At 64.4% G+C, this 15,585-nt stretch carries 18 protein-coding genes; 10 read left to right on the top strand and 8 right to left on the bottom strand.

All coding sequences use genetic code 11. The annotated features are described in order from the left end of the window. Nucleotides 1–230: 230 nt before the first annotated feature. The 3 genes from ABZ297_RS07295 to ABZ297_RS07285 form a co-directional block, all read right to left on the bottom strand. Entirely contained in the window at nucleotides 231–1,946 is a 1,716-nt protein-coding gene (locus ABZ297_RS07295) for an AIPR family protein (RefSeq protein WP_355340804.1), read from the bottom strand. Nucleotides 1,947–2,421: 475 nt separating this feature from the next. Further along, nucleotides 2,422–2,904: an NUDIX domain-containing protein gene (locus ABZ297_RS07290; protein ID WP_355340801.1), complete on the bottom strand. Its 483-nt coding sequence runs from the start codon at nucleotides 2,902–2,904 to the stop codon at nucleotides 2,422–2,424. 10 nt (nucleotides 2,905–2,914) lie between these two features. After that, entirely contained in the window at nucleotides 2,915–3,184 is a 270-nt protein-coding gene (locus tag ABZ297_RS07285; RefSeq protein WP_355340798.1) for a winged helix-turn-helix domain-containing protein, read from the bottom strand. A 96-nt stretch (nucleotides 3,185–3,280) separates the two neighbouring features. Here ABZ297_RS07285 and ABZ297_RS07280 point away from each other — a divergent pair, with 96 nt between their 5' ends. Further along, nucleotides 3,281–3,490, top strand: coding sequence for a hypothetical protein (locus ABZ297_RS07280; RefSeq protein ID WP_355340795.1), 210 nt, complete (start codon nucleotides 3,281–3,283; stop codon nucleotides 3,488–3,490). Nucleotides 3,491–3,767: 277 nt separating this feature from the next. On the opposite strand, the gene ABZ297_RS07275 is transcribed toward ABZ297_RS07280, so the two are convergent. Together ABZ297_RS07275 and ABZ297_RS07270 are read right to left on the bottom strand one after the other, a co-directional pair. Continuing rightward, nucleotides 3,768–4,331, bottom strand: coding sequence for a guanylate kinase (locus ABZ297_RS07275; protein ID WP_355340792.1), 564 nt, complete (start codon nucleotides 4,329–4,331; stop codon nucleotides 3,768–3,770). Then, nucleotides 4,328–5,059 (bottom strand): AAA family ATPase, encoded by a 732-nt coding sequence (locus tag ABZ297_RS07270; RefSeq protein WP_355340789.1) that lies wholly within the window; start codon nucleotides 5,057–5,059, stop codon nucleotides 4,328–4,330. The genes ABZ297_RS07275 and ABZ297_RS07270 overlap by 4 nt, the downstream gene beginning before the upstream one ends. Nucleotides 5,060–5,239: 180 nt before the next feature. Here ABZ297_RS07270 and ABZ297_RS07265 point away from each other — a divergent pair, with 180 nt between their 5' ends. Continuing rightward, complete coding sequence (locus ABZ297_RS07265) at nucleotides 5,240–5,437, top strand: hypothetical protein (RefSeq protein WP_355340786.1); 198 nt, start codon at nucleotides 5,240–5,242, stop codon at nucleotides 5,435–5,437. A 164-nt stretch (nucleotides 5,438–5,601) separates the two neighbouring features. Here ABZ297_RS07265 and ABZ297_RS07260 read toward each other — a convergent pair whose 3' ends face one another. Continuing rightward, nucleotides 5,602–5,970, bottom strand: a complete 369-nt coding sequence (locus ABZ297_RS07260) for a winged helix-turn-helix domain-containing protein (protein WP_355340783.1) — start codon at nucleotides 5,968–5,970, stop codon at nucleotides 5,602–5,604. Between the two features lie 152 nt (nucleotides 5,971–6,122). Here ABZ297_RS07260 and ABZ297_RS07255 point away from each other — a divergent pair, with 152 nt between their 5' ends. The 8 genes from ABZ297_RS07255 (at nucleotide 6,123) to ABZ297_RS07220 (ending at nucleotide 12,137) form a co-directional block, all read left to right on the top strand. Continuing rightward, nucleotides 6,123–6,452, top strand: coding sequence for a hypothetical protein (locus ABZ297_RS07255; protein ID WP_355340780.1), 330 nt, complete (start codon nucleotides 6,123–6,125; stop codon nucleotides 6,450–6,452). Next, the gene (locus ABZ297_RS07250) at nucleotides 6,445–7,776 is read left to right on the top strand and encodes an FtsK/SpoIIIE domain-containing protein (RefSeq protein WP_355340777.1); all 1,332 of its coding nucleotides are present in this window, start codon (nucleotides 6,445–6,447) and stop codon (nucleotides 7,774–7,776) included. Before ABZ297_RS07255 ends, ABZ297_RS07250 begins: the two co-directional genes overlap by 8 nt. 22 nt (nucleotides 7,777–7,798) lie before the next feature. Then, entirely contained in the window at nucleotides 7,799–8,485 is a 687-nt protein-coding gene (locus ABZ297_RS07245; RefSeq protein ID WP_355340774.1) for a DUF2637 domain-containing protein, read from the top strand. A gap of 12 nt (nucleotides 8,486–8,497) precedes the next feature. Further along, nucleotides 8,498–8,830: a hypothetical protein gene (locus ABZ297_RS07240; RefSeq protein WP_355340771.1), complete on the top strand. Its 333-nt coding sequence runs from the start codon at nucleotides 8,498–8,500 to the stop codon at nucleotides 8,828–8,830. 11 nt (nucleotides 8,831–8,841) lie between these two features. Beyond that, entirely contained in the window at nucleotides 8,842–9,003 is a 162-nt protein-coding gene (locus ABZ297_RS07235) for a hypothetical protein (protein ID WP_355340768.1), read from the top strand. 217 nt (nucleotides 9,004–9,220) lie between these two features. Next, nucleotides 9,221–10,588: a replication initiator gene (locus tag ABZ297_RS07230; RefSeq protein ID WP_355340765.1), complete on the top strand. Its 1,368-nt coding sequence runs from the start codon at nucleotides 9,221–9,223 to the stop codon at nucleotides 10,586–10,588. Then, complete coding sequence (locus ABZ297_RS07225) at nucleotides 10,585–10,776, top strand: helix-turn-helix domain-containing protein (RefSeq protein ID WP_355340762.1); 192 nt, start codon at nucleotides 10,585–10,587, stop codon at nucleotides 10,774–10,776. The genes ABZ297_RS07230 and ABZ297_RS07225 overlap by 4 nt, the downstream gene beginning before the upstream one ends. Next, complete coding sequence (locus ABZ297_RS07220; RefSeq protein WP_355340759.1) at nucleotides 10,773–12,137, top strand: tyrosine-type recombinase/integrase; 1,365 nt, start codon at nucleotides 10,773–10,775, stop codon at nucleotides 12,135–12,137. Before ABZ297_RS07225 ends, ABZ297_RS07220 begins: the two co-directional genes overlap by 4 nt. Before the next feature lie 842 nt (nucleotides 12,138–12,979). Here ABZ297_RS07220 and ABZ297_RS07215 read toward each other — a convergent pair. Next, nucleotides 12,980–13,531 (bottom strand): hypothetical protein, encoded by a 552-nt coding sequence (locus ABZ297_RS07215; RefSeq protein ID WP_355340756.1) that lies wholly within the window; start codon nucleotides 13,529–13,531, stop codon nucleotides 12,980–12,982. Continuing rightward, nucleotides 13,528–15,582, bottom strand: a complete 2,055-nt coding sequence (locus ABZ297_RS07210; RefSeq protein ID WP_355340754.1) for a hypothetical protein — start codon at nucleotides 15,580–15,582, stop codon at nucleotides 13,528–13,530. Before ABZ297_RS07210 ends, ABZ297_RS07215 begins: the two co-directional genes overlap by 4 nt. Nucleotides 15,583–15,585: the final 3 nt, after the last annotated feature.

Below are 15,585 nucleotides of genomic sequence, written 5' to 3'. Positions count from 1 at the left end.
GTCCGCGCTGTCGTCAGCCAGCGTGCCCGGTGCCAAGGCCCGACGAAGGAGGGCCTTGGCGGCGATCGCCCCAACCTCCTACGGTGGGACGCGAAGTCCGCGATCGTCACGGCGTCAGCCAGGCTGCCATCGACAAGATGCCTGCAGGCTCCCAGGGGATATTTTGATCATCATGTCAGGCGGCGGACGGTGAGTCCAGAGCCAGCGAAGATCAGTGTTTCGATTTACTATTACCTGGGGCGTTGCATCAGGAACGAGATGAGTTCTTGAGTAAACTGCTGGCGCTTCAGCCGGTCAGGGGTTGGCGTGATCCCTCCCGCCGCAGCCACCACACTCTCTGCTGCAGTCCGAAACATGGCTACTTGGTCGGGCTGCTTCAAAGCTTGTATTATCGCCTGGCTCTGCTGCTCGCACTTGGCCGAATTAAGCGGCGCGGATGGCCCTCCAATTATCTGGTATTTACATGCCATAAGAATGTGATAGCGCGCCGGCTTATAAATGGGGTCCAGTCCGGTTCTAAACGCGTTCTCAATTCGGTATGCGGCAAATGCGCTAGCTATGTATGGAAGGAGCCTATGTTCTTCCTGGAAGATTGAGGTCCCGACTTCATCGTAAAGCCGGGCCGTATAGCGAGCAGCCGCGTGCGGATTGTCCAGAAATACTGCGGATATCGACCGAAGTTGGTCGCTAATCGTTACGACGCGTGTTTTGGTGACGTCTGCACTGTAGAACTGGCCAGATCGGCGCTCATAGGTAAGTTTGACGTCCTCACTGTCTAGCTTGTAGAAGTCTTCGAGCTTCTTCTGGAACTTCGTGAGGGCGACGAGATCATTTTCTTGTACGGCGGTTTGTGAATTGGTTGCCCGGATAATTCGGGTAGCAACTTCCTCGTCCTGGGTGACCACCAGCCGAATTGGAACGAATACAGATGTGACTGCATCACCTAGAAATTCCTGAGAAAGGTGTAGGCAGTGACTCGTCTGACAGCCGTTTACGACTTGAAATCCGGAAACGGCTACCGCATCTCCGGGCTTCGGGGTGTAAGAGGAGGCAACGACGGTAATGCCGTTGTTGAGTACGGGAAGTAGGCTCCTGTCTTGTGAATTGAGGGTGCTGATAATCTGGCGATTGACTGGGTTATCTTCGCCCTTAAAGCCTCTTACATTGTCGTAGAAGACACGTTCATCCAAGCTTCCGTCGTCCGCATGTACCAACTTGAGAAGTTCGGAAACAGATACTACGCCTAGAATCGCTTGGTCGACCCCCGGCATCTTCGGTAGATTCACTTGCTTTTCAAGCTGAATCTCAACCTCATTGGCATGGTTCTTTCTGATCCATGCGTCATGTAGGTCATCGGCTCCGATAACATTCATGTGCACTTTTCCTAGAAATCCCAAGTCCCTAATGTGATCTTGAGACTCTTTGGTCCTGTCGGCCACAACCGGATCTTCGGTTGATACCTTGGGGGCGGACGATACGAAGTACACGTAGACAGAGGGGGATGATTTGAGGATCGCTGCGTAGTCGGAGAAGACTAAGCTGAGAGCAGACGCTAGCTCTTGTAGCCGTGGAAAGTCCGGGAAGCCTTCGTTCCGAAGAAACTTTTGTATGGTGCTACCGAAGCCAAGAATGTCAGCGCTCTTAATAGTTGAAGATCGCTTCGCCTGGATAAAGTGTATGGATACATCAATCTTTCCGGCCGCCTCGCATATCTCCCTCACGTCGCTGGTGTCCCAGATTAGTTGCTCATTAATTTCGAGAGCCACAACGTCGATACCAATGGCTCCGGCGTCAAGTAGGAAGTCGGTCTTTTCCGCTTGAGCCAAAATGTTATCCGGAAGCATGAGGCTGGCACTAAATAGCTCGAACGCATCATCATCGTTGATGCTTTGAAGCTCCTCGCTCTCCTTGAACTTGTTGAATAGACCCTGAATCAAAGGATTCATTTCCTACTCCAAACTCAGGAGGCTTGGCACGAGCTTCTTATGGTGGCAACCAAGTCTACCGTGACTCTGACTAAGGTGGTCGATATGCGCCTATCCGGATAGATTGGGATGAATCAGTACAAATTGCATCAAGTGTCGACGCAGCTACTCGGTCAGCCTTGTCCTTAGGCCACAGCCTGGCCTCATGTGGCAGATCTTCTCGGCTCTCCGCTATTCCGAGACGAGTCTCGAACAATTTGGGCCATTCGTCGTGGCGAATAAGCGCGTGGGCGACGGTGGCCGCGACCGGCCGGAGAGCCGCAGCGTGGCCAGCGATCGCCCGACGCGCGGCAGGCCGCCGCAGGCGGGCTGCCCTTGAAGACGTAGAGAAAGTACTCATCCAGTCGACAATCATGGCCGTGGGCTGGCGCTTTGTCGCGCTGTAGTGGCTCAGCTTCGGTTGAAGCTTGACGTCGGTCCCTCGATTGGGCCGGTGTCAGCCGATGTATGGGCTGTGGCTTCCGTCTGCCTGGAGGTAGTGGCTGATGCGCAGGCTCATGGAGCGATCCATGTGGTAGCTCATAAGGTCGTCTCGCGATACCCATCGAACTTCGCGGGACTCCGTACTTGGGGTCGGCTCGCCGCTGACTGCTCGGGCGGTGAGGACGATGGAGAACTCCTGCCGAACCTCGCCGTTGCTGGTGTAGAGGATGACGTGGTCGGGATCGCTGTAGGTCCCGACGAGCCCGGTGACCTCGCAGGTGATGCCCGTTTCTTCCAGCGTCTCGCGTACGGCTGCTGCCGGGATGGACTCTCCGAGATCGATGGCTCCGCCCGGTAGGGCCCAGTTGTCGTTGTCGGAGCGGCGGATCATGAGGATGTGGCCGGCCTCGTTGGTGACGACGACGTTGACCGAGGGGACGAGGCTGTTCGCGGTTGGCGCTTGCGGGTCGTTGTAGAAGTCGATCCTGCGAGTCACGGTTCGGAGCCTACTTGCTGGATGCCTTGTCTTCCGGCGGTTTGGTGTCGCTTGGCTGGCTGACGAAGCTGCCGAGGCCGCGGACGGTGTAGATGGTGCCTTCTTCGCGGAGGGCCCGCATCACCTTGTGGGCGGTCATCCGGGCGATGCCGAACTCCTGCATCAGATCGTTCTCGCTCGGCACTCGTGCGCCGGGGCGGTATACGCCGGCCGTGATGCGCTCACGGATCACGTCGGCTACCTGCTCCCAGCGAGGCCGGTCGTGGCGAAACTCGATCATGACGTCACTGTAGGAACCTGTGAAGTTCCATCGTTCTCCGGATGGCCCTATGGAGCCCTATAGACAACCCTTCTGAACTTTGCTTACTCTGGCCCCATGGAACTTCCCGGTTGCAACCTCGACGCACTTCGCGCCACGTTCCCCGACTGGTCGTTCTTTCGCAGCGATGCGGGCGTCCTATACGCGACCAGGCGAGGCGCTCCGCTTCGCTATGCAGAGATCGCCGCGGGGCTTGAGCAGACGGTGAGTGCCGACGATTTCGTGACGCTCGTGGCACTCCTGCAACGGCAGCAGGTCCGGCGGTGAGGCGGCGCGGCGGTCTGCATGACTACCACGGGCCGCACGCTGCCCCTCCACAGCCGTGGGCTGAGCCGGTGGAGTGGGAGCCGAGCCTGCCTCGCGCCGATCGGTTGCGCGTGCGTGAACACACCTGCGACTGCCGGCGCCCGGTGTTCGAGCTTTGCGCGGCGGGCGGTTTGTGGTTCGTCCGGCGCATGTCGAGTGAGTCCCCGGCCGCGGTCGTCGAGAGCAGCTGGATGCGGGAGCGCGCAGCGATGGACCTGTGGCAGCGGATCTTGAGAGGTCAGGCGCGGTGACCGAGCGGCGGAGCCTCCTGGCGGAAAGCGGCCTCGGATATCTGCCGCGCCGCTTCCTCAGGTGCCACCTGGTCGGTGCGTATCCGCAGTGAGAAGAGGCCAGTGTCGTGGGCTTGCAGGTCGAGCAGGGTCTCGTCCCATGCGCTCAGGCGGCTCGCGGTGTCACTGTCGCCTCGTTGCCGGCATCGCCGCTCGCAGACGTCGCGTGGCACCCACAGCAGGACGAGCAGCCAAGGGGCGACGGCCAGGCGCAGGATGTCGGGGATGTTGCCCATGTGAACGACAGGCACTCGCCCCGTCTGGGCCATCTCCTCGATCTGGCGGCGGTCGATGGCGTAGACGTTTCCGTAGCGGTGGGTCTCCGCGAGCAGCCGTCCGGCGGCCCGCAACCGGTCGAGGTGCTCGGAGGTGACGAAGTCGTATTCCGTGCCGCGCCGGTTGCCGACCTTGAGCTTGCGCAGAAGGACGAGCCGGGAGTCGAGGGCGGTCAGCGCGGCGGTGGTGGTGCTCTTGCCGCTGGCCGGCGGGCCGTAGAGAACGATGCCCTTCACGACAGGATCCGTTTCAGGGTCTCGCGGGTCTGGTCGGCGAGGCTGATCGCGGCTCCGAGCCGGTTGTCGACGGTGGTGTGCGCGGTGGGTGGGCTGGTGTCGGTGTTGAGGCCGCTGGTGTAGGCGTCCCAGTTCTGCAGCTTCCAGGCGTCGCGGGCGGCCCCGCGGAACTCGATGTACTCGCGCATGGACTCCACGTCGCAGCGCACCCACACCACGGCGACGTCGATGCCTTTCGCTGCGCAGCGGTTGGTCAGGCGGCAGACCCAGTCGGGGTCGGCCAGTTCGGCGATGAACGGGGCCGACAGGATGGCCGAGGTGCCGACGTTGAGGTTGTCGAACGCGGCCTCCATCAGGCACCGGTACTCCAGTGGACGGACTTCGCGCAGGTACAGGTCGGTGTGCCGGTCGTGCGGGTCACCGCCGAGGGAGACGAGCAGGCGCTCGACCATGGCGCGGGTCAGGGAGTCCTTGTCCAGGAAGGCCCAGCCGGTGATGTCGGACAGGAACCGGGAGAACTCGGTCTTGCCCGATCCGGCGTAGCCGCCGACGAGGGTGAGGATCGGCTTGGGGCTGCCGTGGCCGTGGCGGCGGCGCCAGGCGTCCACGACGCGGTTGAGGAGGGCGTTCTGCTCGGTGTTGGAGGGACTGCCGGACACTTTGATGAGGGTTTCTTCGATGACCTTGGCGGCGGCGTTGTCGACTGCGGGGTCGGTCGGTTGGGGCAAATCCGAGATGGAATTTTCCACTTCGGGTATTTCGCCGGGAAGCGGCAGTCGGAAACCAAGCGTGGGTTCGTTTGCCTGGTATAGGAGGCAATAGGCTCGCCGGTAGTGAGGTCCGGGATATACCGATCCTTGTTCGTGTGCCCAGATTGTCTGGAAGTTGGCGGCTGGCGCGCTCAGGCCGTGACGGTGGGCGACCTGGCGGAGCTGGTCGCCTGCGGCTTCGAGGGTGAGGCCGACGGCTTCGCGGTGTCGGCGCAGGAGCAGAGGTTGCCATCCGGGGCGGTGAATTGTCTTCATCGCATCCTTTTGCGCACTGTGAAGGCGGACGTGTGTAAGCGGATGTGTAACCGCCGTGCAGGCAGCAATGAAGAAGCTTAGCTAACGCTCCGTGATACTCAACAGCGCGAATGCGCGATGAACTAACGGCATCCCCGCCGGGATAACGACCGACCAGAAAAGGGGTGCCGAAGTGACCACAAACAAGCGGATTTTGGACGAGCTTCAGGCCATTCGGTCTGAAATGGAGGACTTGGCCTGCCGGGTCAGCGAGATCGCTTCGGCCCTTGGAACACGGCCTTCTCCAGATCGGCGATCCGCTCGCCGAGAACCGCCAGAGTGTTCCGCATCTGAGCGAGCTGGTCCATGACCTCCGACGAGGCCGGCTCCTCGGCGGCGGAGGTGGCGGCGCCCTCGCGGACGAACACGCCTTTGCCCTGCTGGCCGACGATCAGACCCTCGGTGCGCAGCACGCTGATGGCCGCCTTGACCACGCTCGCGGACACGTCGTAGCGCTGGCAGAGCTGGGCGGTCGACGGCAGTGCAGCGCCGGGCCCGAGTGAGCCCGTTTTGATCTGCGTACGCAGGTCGTCGGCTATCTGGAGGTAGCCGGGCCGACCGGTCTTTTCGACCATCCCCTGCCCTTCGCGAGGTTGTCTGCCCTCCAGTTCAGCACAGCCGACACGACATGCCAACCAAGTCTGCGTGGAAGCCCTTGACAACTTAGAATTCCAAGTGTTCTATGTATTCCAAGAAGTCTGCTCGAACCGAACGAAGGAACCCGACCATGCGCACCGTCCCCATCCCTGTGGACACCAGCAAGCTCACCATCACCTGCGTGAAGGCCCCGCGCCCTCGCGTACTCAACAAGGACACCGGCGAGATCAAGACCGACAAGAACGGCAACACCGTCTACGAGGTCACCGTCTCGGTCGAGGACGAGTTCGGCCGGATCGAACTCGTCAAGATCGGCATCACCGGCGAGCCGCCCATCACCGCCGGCGACCCCGTCAACGCGGCCGGCCTCGTCGGCTACGTCTGGGAGATGGCCGGACGGTGGGGCATCAGCTACCGCGCCACCGCCCTCCTCCCGCAACGGGAGGCCGCCGGTGTCTGACCTGCTCATCCCGCTCGGAGTCCTGGCCGCTGCGGCGGCCGGGCTCTGGGCCTGGCACCACTGGCACTACCGCTCCTTCTGGCTCGTGATCGGCTTCCCACTGACCGCGATCAGCGTGCGAGCCTCGTGGCGCAAAGTCGCGCTCGGCTGCGGGCTGACCAAGAAGCGGCAGCGCTTCTGGTTCACCACCGTGCCCGGCATGATCGCCTCGACCGGCGTCGTCCGCGTCAAGCGCAAGTTCCAGCGCATCGCCGTGGACACCAAGCCGTTCATGTGGCCGCCCCTGCCCACCCGGCACGGCTGGCGCGTCACAATCCACACCCTGGAAGGCCAGATTCCCGCCGACTACGCGGACGTGGCCGAACGGCTCGCACACTCCTGGGGCGTGCACGCCGTTCGCGTCTCCTCCGACAGGCCGGGACGGGTACGGCTGGCTGCCACCATGCGTGACCCGCTGGTCAGAATCGACGAACTCCCGCCCTCTTCAGAACTCCTCAAGGTCACCGTGGGACGTCTGGAGACGGGCGGGCCATGGGTCGTCGACTTCAAGACCGTCCCGCACTGGCTCAACGCCGGGGCGACGCAGTCCGGCAAGTCCAACCTGGCCAACGCCCTCATCGTGGGTCTCGCCCCGCAACCGGTGGCGCTGGTCGGCTTCGACCTCAAGGGCGGAGTGGAGTTCACCCCGTACGCGCCGCGCCTGTCAGCGCTGGCCACCACACGAGCCGAGTGCGGGGGCCTGCTAGATGACCTGGTGGCGCTCATGACCGACCGGATGGGCGTGTGCCGGATGGCCTCGGCCCGCAACATCTGGCAACTCCCACCCGGCATGCGACCGGTGCCCGTCGTGGTCCTGGTCGACGAACTGGCCGAGCTCTACCTGATGGCCGACAAGTCCGAGAAGGACGAGATCGCCAAAACCTCGACCGCGCTGTTGCGGGTCGCCCAGCTCGGGCGGGCCTTCGGGATCTACCTGTTCTGCTGCGGCCAACGCATCGGCTCCGACCTCGGGCCCGGCGTCACCGCGCTGCGGGCCCAGTGCTCCGGACGGATCTGCCACCGGGTGAACGACCCCGAAACCGCCACCATGACACTCGGCGACCTCGACCCCGCCGCTCTCGACTCCGCTCGGGCCATCGCCGCCGAGACACCAGGCGTCGCGATCGTCGCCGGCCAGGACGGCCAGTGGTACCGCGCCCGCTCCTTCTACGTCAGCGAACAAGCGGCCGAAAACGCCGCCCACACCTACGCCGACCGCGCCCCGTCCTGGGACGAGGTCATGGCCGCACAGCCTCACCGAATGACCGACTCCCAGACCGCCTGACCGAGCAGAGAGGAGACTCCTGGTGCGCCGCTTCGCAGCCTGGCTGCTCGACACCGGTCTCGTCCTCGTCCTGGCCCTCATCGCGGGCGCTGGCTCGTTCACCCACATCCGCGACACCGCCAGCGAACACGGACAGTCCGGCTGGATGGCCTGGGCCGTGGCCGTCTGCATCGACCTCACCTGCGTCATGGCCGCCTGCGAACGCCAACGCGACAACAAGACCGGCCGCCGGCGGCGCGGCCTGATCTCCTGGCCCGTCCTCGTCCTGACCGGCGCCATCGTCCTGTCCCTGGCCGCCAACCTGCAACAAGCCGACCCAACCGTCTGGGGCTGGATCACCGCCGCCACCCCGGCCGCCGCCTTCCTCGTCGCGATCTCCATGCTCGAACGCCGGACGTCCGGCCCTCGTCCCATCCCGTCCCAGGACGTCTGCGAGACGTCCCCAGCAGACGTCCCACCGTCCCGTCCGCGTCCCACCGAACCCGCACTCGTCCCCGCCGCTGATCGTCCCGCTCTCGTACCCGCCCAGGACGAACAACCAGGACCGTCCCCAGCGCTCGTCGACTACGCCCGCCGCGTGGCCGACGAACACCACGCCAGGCACGGCAAGCCCATCACCCGCGACGTTCTCCGCGCCCGCCTGGGCGTGTCCAACCAACTCGCCTCCGACCTGCTCCGCACCCTGCGGACCGTCCCGGAAGCCACCTGAAAGGCCATCACCATGCACAACGAACGAGACGCCCTCATCGCCGGACTCATCGCCCTGGCCGGATTCCTCAAAGCCAGGCCCCAGGTGCCGGTCTCGGTGGCACCCGTCATCATCCGGGCCTTCGCCGCGAACGGCCCCGACCGCCAGATGCGCGCCGAGGTCGACGCGGTTGCCGCCCTTCTGGACACGGAGATCGACCCTGAACATCTGCCTCACGGCCACTACATGACCGCCATCGGCTTCGGGCCGGTGCGCTACGAGTTCATCGCCATCCTGGCCGCTGCCCGCGCCCGCCACGCCGCCGAAGACAGCTACCGCGGCTGCATCACACCCGACAACACCTAGGAGATCCCACCATGCGTATCCGCCTCGAAGGCAACCGCGCCGAACTCACCCTCGGCCTGATCCACCTGCGCGAGGTCTTCACCGTCACCGCGATGTCGCGCGCCTACCCGGACCGCAACCACCCACGCAAGTACCGCGTCTACGTCCACATCATCCCGCGCAAGGAGCACTGACCGGCATGAACGACGTTCTGATCGCTCATTACCGCTGCTGCACCTGCAACGGCACCGGCCTGACCGACGACCAGACCTGCGCCGACTGCAACGGCACCGGCATCGACGACCACGGCGCATAACCGGTAGCGCCCCCCGCCTGGCCACACATCCGCCAAGATCCGCGCCAGGCCGGGGGCCATCCCACACCAGCAGTACTGGATAGGACGGACCCATCTTGCCCCACCTCGCCCGCACCCACGCCATAGCCGGGATGATCACCCGGCTCCACGACCCGAACTACAACCGCTGGGCCTGCCAGATCAAGCGCACCGGCGGCTGCCGACAGCCCATCCACCTGCGCGGCAAGGTCGAACACTACGACCAGGCCACCGGACAACTCCTGCACCGCTACACCACCAACCGTGAACCGGACGGCGTCCTGCGCGTGCCCTGCAAGACCCGCCGCGCCTCCCGCTGCCCAGCATGCGCCGAGGTCTACCGCGCCGACACCTACCAGCTCATCCGCGCCGGCCTCGTCGGCGGCAAGGGCGTCCCGGAGACCGTCACCGCTCACCCGTGCCTGTTCATCACCCTGACCGCACCCTCCTTCGGGGCCGTGCACGTGCGACGGGAGAAGAACGGCAAAGTCCTGCCCTGCCACGCCCGCCGAGACGCCCAGACCTGCCCGCACGGGCACGTGATGTCCTGCACCAACCGGCACAGCACCGACGACCCACGGCTCGGCGAGCCGCTGTGCCCCGACTGCTACGACTACGACGGCTCGGTCCTGTTCAACGCCATCAGCCCCGAACTGTGGCGACGCTTCACCCTGGCCCTGCGCCGACGCTTCGCCAAACTCAACGGCCTGACCGTCATAGCCCTGCGCGAGCACGTGAGCATCGCCTTCGCCAAGGTCGCCGAATACCAACGCCGCGGCGTCGTCCACTTCCACGCCGTCATCCGCCTCGACGGCCCAGACGGCCCCAACTCACCACCGCCTGCCTGGGCGACGGCGGACGCCTTGGCCCAAGCCGTTGACCATGCAGCGTCCGTGGTGACAGCAGAGATCAAGCCGCTCAGCCGCATCTTCCGCTGGGGCACGCAGCTCGACGCCCGCCGCATCACCATGGACGGCGAACTGACCGAACAGGCCGTCGCCGCCTACATCGCCAAATACGCCACGAAGGCCGCGGAGTGCGTCGGCACCCTGGACCGGCGCATCCAACCCCTCGAAGACCTGAACGCTCTAGCGGTGCGCGAGCACGCCCGCCGGCTGATCGCCGCTTGCATGCACCTGGGAAGCCACCCCGGTCTGGCCGACCTCCGGCTGATCCAGTGGGCCCACATGCTCGGCTTCCGAGGCCACTTCTCCACCAAGAGCCGCCACTACTCCACCACCCTCGGCGCCCTGCGCGCCGACCGCGAAGAACACATGCGGGCCGAAGAGATCACCACCGGACGGCTTCCACTCTTCGACGAGGACACCGTCCTGGTCATCGCCCACTGGCAGTACGTCGGACGCGGGCTCTCCCTGGGAGAGCAACTTCTCGCGGCGGCGCTCGCCGGCGTCCGACTCTCCAGCTTCGGCGGTGAGCCTCAATGAGCAGAAGCGACGAGTTGCTGACCGTTCCACAGGTCCTGGTCGAGCTGGGCGGGGTCTCACGCCGGACCTTCTACCGCTGGCGCGAACTCGGCCGTGCCCCGGTCTGCATCCAACTGCCCAACCTCGAACTCCGCGTGTGGCGGAGCGACCTCATGGCCTGGCTCGATTCGCGACGGGAGGGCAAGTGAAGACCACCTACGACGTGAAGTTCAGCCAGGTCCAGCAGCGCTCCAATGGCGGCACATTGGCTTACGTCGCTCGCTGGAGAGTCGCTGGCAAGGAGAAGTCGAAGAGCTTCCGCACCAAGGGCCTGGCCAACGCCTTCATGTCCGACCTGAGGCAGGCGGCCAAAGCGGGGGAGGAGTTCGACGTCGCCACCGGATTGCCGGTGTCGATGCTGGCGCCTGAGTCGGCTGGTCCGTCGTTCATGGAGTTCGCTCAGGCCTACGTGCTTCGGCGTTGGAACACCTCGGCGGCCCGGACCCGTGAGACGGACGCGTACGCGCTCCTGTCTCTCATCCCTGCCCTGGTGGCCGATGCGCCGCGCCGTCCCTCTGCTGAGGAGTTGCGGGAGGTTCTCCGGATTCACGTGCTGCTTCCGGAGAAGCGGCGGGCCGACCTGACGACGGGACAAGCCGCGGCTTTGAGCTGGCTGGAGAGGGCATCTCTCCCGCTCTCGGCCTTGGGGGAAGCGCACGTTCTTCGTACGGCCCTCAATGCCGTCTCGATCACCTTCGCTGGTGTACCCGCAGGGGCGAACACGGTGCGGCGCAAGCGCGCTGTCCTGCGTCACTTGCTGGAGCACGCGGTCGAGCAGAAGGTGTTCAGCGGCAACCCGCTGGACGAGATCAAATGGACCGTCCCCAAGGCCGTGACGGTCGTCGATCCCCGTACGGTGGTCAACCCAGTCCAAGCACGGCAACTCCTCGACGCCGTCCCCAAGGTGGGCCGCAAGCGCGGTCCTCGGCTCAGGGCGCTGTTTGCTTGCATCTACTACGCCGCGCTCCGACCGGAGGAGGCTGCCGACCTGCGGTTGAGGAACTGCACCTTGCCGGAGTCTGGGTGGGGCCTGATCGTCTTGGAAAGGGCACGACCTCAGGGAACGAAGCGCTGGACCAACTCCGGCGAGACCCACGAGTCGCGCAGCCTGAAGCACCGCGCGGACAAGGAGACGCGAGAGATCCCGATCCCGCCCGTCCTGGTCGCCTTGCTCCGCGAGCACATCGCCGAGTTCGGCACGGCCGAGGACGGCAGGATCTTCAGCACGGGCACCGGCGGCTCCTACTCCAGTTCGGCGCACTCCTACGTCTGGCAGGAAGCCCGCAAGCTCGTGCTCACCCCGGAACAGATCGCTTCGTCGCTGGCTGCTCGGCCGTACGACCTGCGCCACGCGGCTGTGTCGCTCTGGTTGAACGCGGGCGTTCCGGCTGTCGAAGTCGCCAAGCGTGCTGGCCACAGCGTGGATGTGTTGCTGAGGGTCTACGCGAAGTGCATGGACGGTCAGCAAGAGCAGATCAACGGCAAGATCAACGACGCCTTGGGCGAATAGTCCTCAGCTATCCACCTTCGGCCCCGGTCAGATCCGGGGCCGTTCGCTTCGTACCGCCCGCCATGCCGTGTCGTTCCCGCCACGCGACGCTGGTTGCGTCACGCTGGCGTGCACGAGCAGCGAGAGGAAGACCATGGACGATGACCAGGACTGCCCCGCCGCGCCTCGCAGACAGGTAGGGCGACCACCCTACGGCCTGCCACTCCGGAGCCGGCCTCGGCTCCCCGCCGCATCCGACTCAATGGGCTGGCGCACGTACTCATCCCCGGTCCCACCGGATCGGCCATCCCGCCGACTGACCGTGCCGACGCTTGTTGGCTTCCTGGCCTGTGTCGGCATCAGTATCTGGAACGGATGGGGAATCGGCATCGCCTCACCTCGACCGCCTGCTGTCTCGGTGGCGGCGCCTCACCCGAGCGTTGCGGAACGCTCGGTCGTCCCAGCCTCGCCTCTGGCATCCACTCCGGCTCCTCGGCCGCCGTCACCTTCGGCGAAGCGGAACGCGAAGCCCAAGGCGTCGAAGCGCTGGCCGGCCTCGTCGCGGAACGCCACTCGATCACCGGCCCTGTCTGTGCCGCGTAAGCATCGTGAGAACGTTCCGGCGGCCCTGCCTGGGAAGACGCCTCGGATCGATCGCGTGGACAAGCCCAGGCGTATCGATCATCGTCGCGGAATACGATGAACTGTCCCCACCTTCGCGCCCTGAGTTCCACATCCGTAACCGCGCATGCTTCCTAAAGGGATAGTGCGTCCCCGTGAACCGGATGACCATAGCGGCAGCAATGTCCCTACTGCTGTACTTATGTTCGTCAGATCGATGAGCACCCTGCGATCCCGTGGCCCTACTTGGGCTTGTCCAACAGGAGGGGTTTGAGCTGACGGAAGAATTCGGTCGCATCCGCCAGTGAGTCCCGGCCCGGTGCACCCTTATAGACATTGATGGTGAGAAGACGCTTGAAGTCGGGAGTCCATCCATAGACGAAGGCGATGGTTTTGTCCTTGGCGTTCTTTCGACGGGCCGCAAAACCCGGCCCCAATTCCCCCGGCAGATCACTGCCCTGGCTGGACACCTTTGTATTCTTCAGCCCGTCTGGGCTGATTGGCGACGGTTCGAAGACTTCGATCACAAGTCCCAGTTCGCCCTCTGGAGTCGAGTCCTCGGCTACCGAGCACGATGCGAAACGTCCCTTGTCCATCTTCGTACCGACTGCCGCGTAGTCCTTGAAACCTGTGGCGATCTTGATGGCATTCGCCGAGACGAGATCGCATTCCTGCGGGGGAGCGGTCACATTACCCAGCGGCCGGGTGTCCGGTGGCGGAGCAGGAGGAGACGTGCACGCCGCCGCCAGGGCGAGAACGGCAACGGCAGAGGCCACCGACGACTGGATTCTCATGACCCATTACCGTAGTTCTCTTCGGCCTCCTTGAAGCCTAGCGCGATGGCACTACTCGGTCCCTCGAAGACGCGACCGGTCGAGTTCAGTGACAGCCACTCTTCGTATGCCCTCCGCTGAGCGGCAGTCATTTCGTCCCATGGCCTGATTTCTCCGTTGGCTATGAAGTGGCCGTCTGATCCTGGGGAGAAGTCCTTGTGCTTGTAGGGGTGCGTCTCGGCAGGCGGGGATCCGTCTCCGAACAGGCCGTGGCGCATCATCGCGGCCGCCGTGAGGTCGGTGAACATGTGCTTGGCCACGCCCAGCGCGGTATCCGCGTCTGCGCGCGCCTGGCTCTCATGGCTGGACTTGACCTTTCCAAAGATCATCCCCTTGGCTTCGTCGACCAGGAGCCCGACGAACTTTCCCTGCGGACCCGGAGCCAGTCCGACGACTTTCTCAGCCGCTTCTTTGAAAGCAGCGAAGCGCGCATCGTCCGCCTTCGCCGCGTCGATGTTCGCGATGTTGGCGGCATCTGTAATCGCCCAGGTCGTCCTGCTGAGGCCGCGCGTCGCCCGGGCGAATTCGGCACCTCCGCTGCGGCTCATGCGTTCTTCGAGAATGTCCTGCCGCGCTGCGTCGAGCTGCTGCTGCGTGGCCTCCGGATGCGACTTTTGCCAGGCGGTGAAATCGGCCTTGACCTCCCCCGCGATCTTGCCGGCCAGTTCGTCCAGCATCTTGGCGGAATACAGCCCGTGCGCGGCGGTGACGGTCTGGAAGGCGTCGTCATCTGCGAACGCCCACGTCATGGCCTTCTTGATGTCCTTCGCGTCGAACAAGGCACCAAAGGGTTCCACACCGTGCAAGTTCTTGTCCGGATCCTGGTCCGTCACCACGCCCGCTACCTCCTTGCTGAAGGACTGCGTGGCGCGGTGCACGTCGCCGGTGTAGTGGGCCAAGACCGTGCCGAGGTGGGCGGAGGTATGGGGAAGGTTCGCCTGGACCTTGGCGTCGCTCCAGAAGCGGACCGCCCATGAGGCGATCAACGCGGACTTGTACCCGCGCGAATTCCCGGGCGGCAGGTCGTGATCGCGGAAATCCGTGCTGGCCACCTCGATGGCCCAGCCGAGATCCGCGTCGGCGTCGCCATCCCAGTGGTGCTTTCGCATCAAGTAGGCCAGGGGCTTGCGCTGGGGGTCGGTGAAGAAGTCCTGCGCGACGGCGGGATGGTGGGCCAGCGCGATCAGGGCCGTGCCCATGGGGCTGAGGTCACCGGGTGAGATGTCCTTGGGGCCGGGCATCGCCCAAGTGTCTCGCGGCAGGCTCGGGTCGGGCGGATGAGCCACGTCCTTGTCGTACAGCTTCCGAACCACATTGAGTAGGAACGTGTGGTCGAAGTCGCCGTCCTGGAGCAGCCTTTTCACCGCGAACGCGTCCTGCGGGTTCTCGATGTCGTCGACGAGCTGATCGGCGTAGTCGTCGGCCAGCTTCATCCCGCCCACTCCATGTGAGGCCGTGCCCAGAATCTTGCTGAGCATGGTGGCGAGCCTGTCCTGTGTCCTGACGTCGCGTTGGGACGGGCGGTCCGACGGCGGGAGGCCGGCCCCGTACGCCCTGTTGATCAGGGCTTTGAGCTCGCGCGGCGGTATTTCCTTGGCGAAGGCCAGGGCGAAGTACGGATCGTTCTTGTGCCGCTCGATTTCGGCCACCGTCTTGGCGTCGACTGAGTGGCCTTTGATCTGTTCCCGCAGCTTTGTGACCAGCGTCTTGGCGGATGCCGCGCCCTCAGCGGGAGACTTCGACAGCCAATCCGATTCACTGGCCCACAGAATGCCGCCTTTGCCGGATTTGCGGTCGGGTGTGGCGAGTATCAGGTCGAGGCGGCCCTGGAGCACGGGAATCTGTTCGCTCATCTGGTGGCCGATGGCGCGGAGCGGGGTTGGGCCCCACAGGGGGATGTCCAGCGAGGTCAATGTTCGCTCCACCTGGAGGCCGACGTCCGGGATCGTGCCGCTGACCCGCTTCATGCCGTTGATCAGTTGCGTCATCAGCGTGGGGTTGATGCCGACCATAGG

It is taken from the genome of Nonomuraea sp. NPDC005983, from assembly GCF_040614375.1.
Lineage (GTDB): Bacteria > Actinomycetota > Actinomycetes > Streptosporangiales > Streptosporangiaceae > Nonomuraea.
This window is presented reverse-complemented; position numbering and strand designations above follow the sequence as displayed.

Bases quoted from the DNA above. Each gene is read 5' to 3' on its own strand.
- ABZ297_RS07235 (WP_355340768.1), top strand. From the start codon at position 8,842: ATGCGTATCCGCCTCGAAGGCAACCGCGCCGAACTCACCCTCGGCCTG.
- ABZ297_RS07225 (WP_355340762.1), top strand. From the start codon at position 10,585: ATGAGCAGAAGCGACGAGTTGCTGACCGTTCCACAGGTCCTGGTCGAG.
- ABZ297_RS07295 (WP_355340804.1), bottom strand. From the start codon at position 1,946: ATGAATCCTTTGATTCAGGGTCTATTCAACAAGTTCAAGGAGAGCGAG.
- ABZ297_RS07215 (WP_355340756.1), bottom strand. From the start codon at position 13,531: ATGAGAATCCAGTCGTCGGTGGCCTCTGCCGTTGCCGTTCTCGCCCTG.
- ABZ297_RS07260 (WP_355340783.1), bottom strand. From the start codon at position 5,970: ATGGTCGAAAAGACCGGTCGGCCCGGCTACCTCCAGATAGCCGACGAC.
- ABZ297_RS07280 (WP_355340795.1), top strand. From the start codon at position 3,281: ATGGAACTTCCCGGTTGCAACCTCGACGCACTTCGCGCCACGTTCCCC.
- ABZ297_RS07285 (WP_355340798.1), bottom strand. From the start codon at position 3,184: ATGATCGAGTTTCGCCACGACCGGCCTCGCTGGGAGCAGGTAGCCGAC.
- ABZ297_RS07240 (WP_355340771.1), top strand. From the start codon at position 8,498: ATGCACAACGAACGAGACGCCCTCATCGCCGGACTCATCGCCCTGGCC.
- ABZ297_RS07255 (WP_355340780.1), top strand. From the start codon at position 6,123: ATGCGCACCGTCCCCATCCCTGTGGACACCAGCAAGCTCACCATCACC.
- ABZ297_RS07210 (WP_355340754.1), bottom strand. From the start codon at position 15,582: ATGGTCGGCATCAACCCCACGCTGATGACGCAACTGATCAACGGCATG.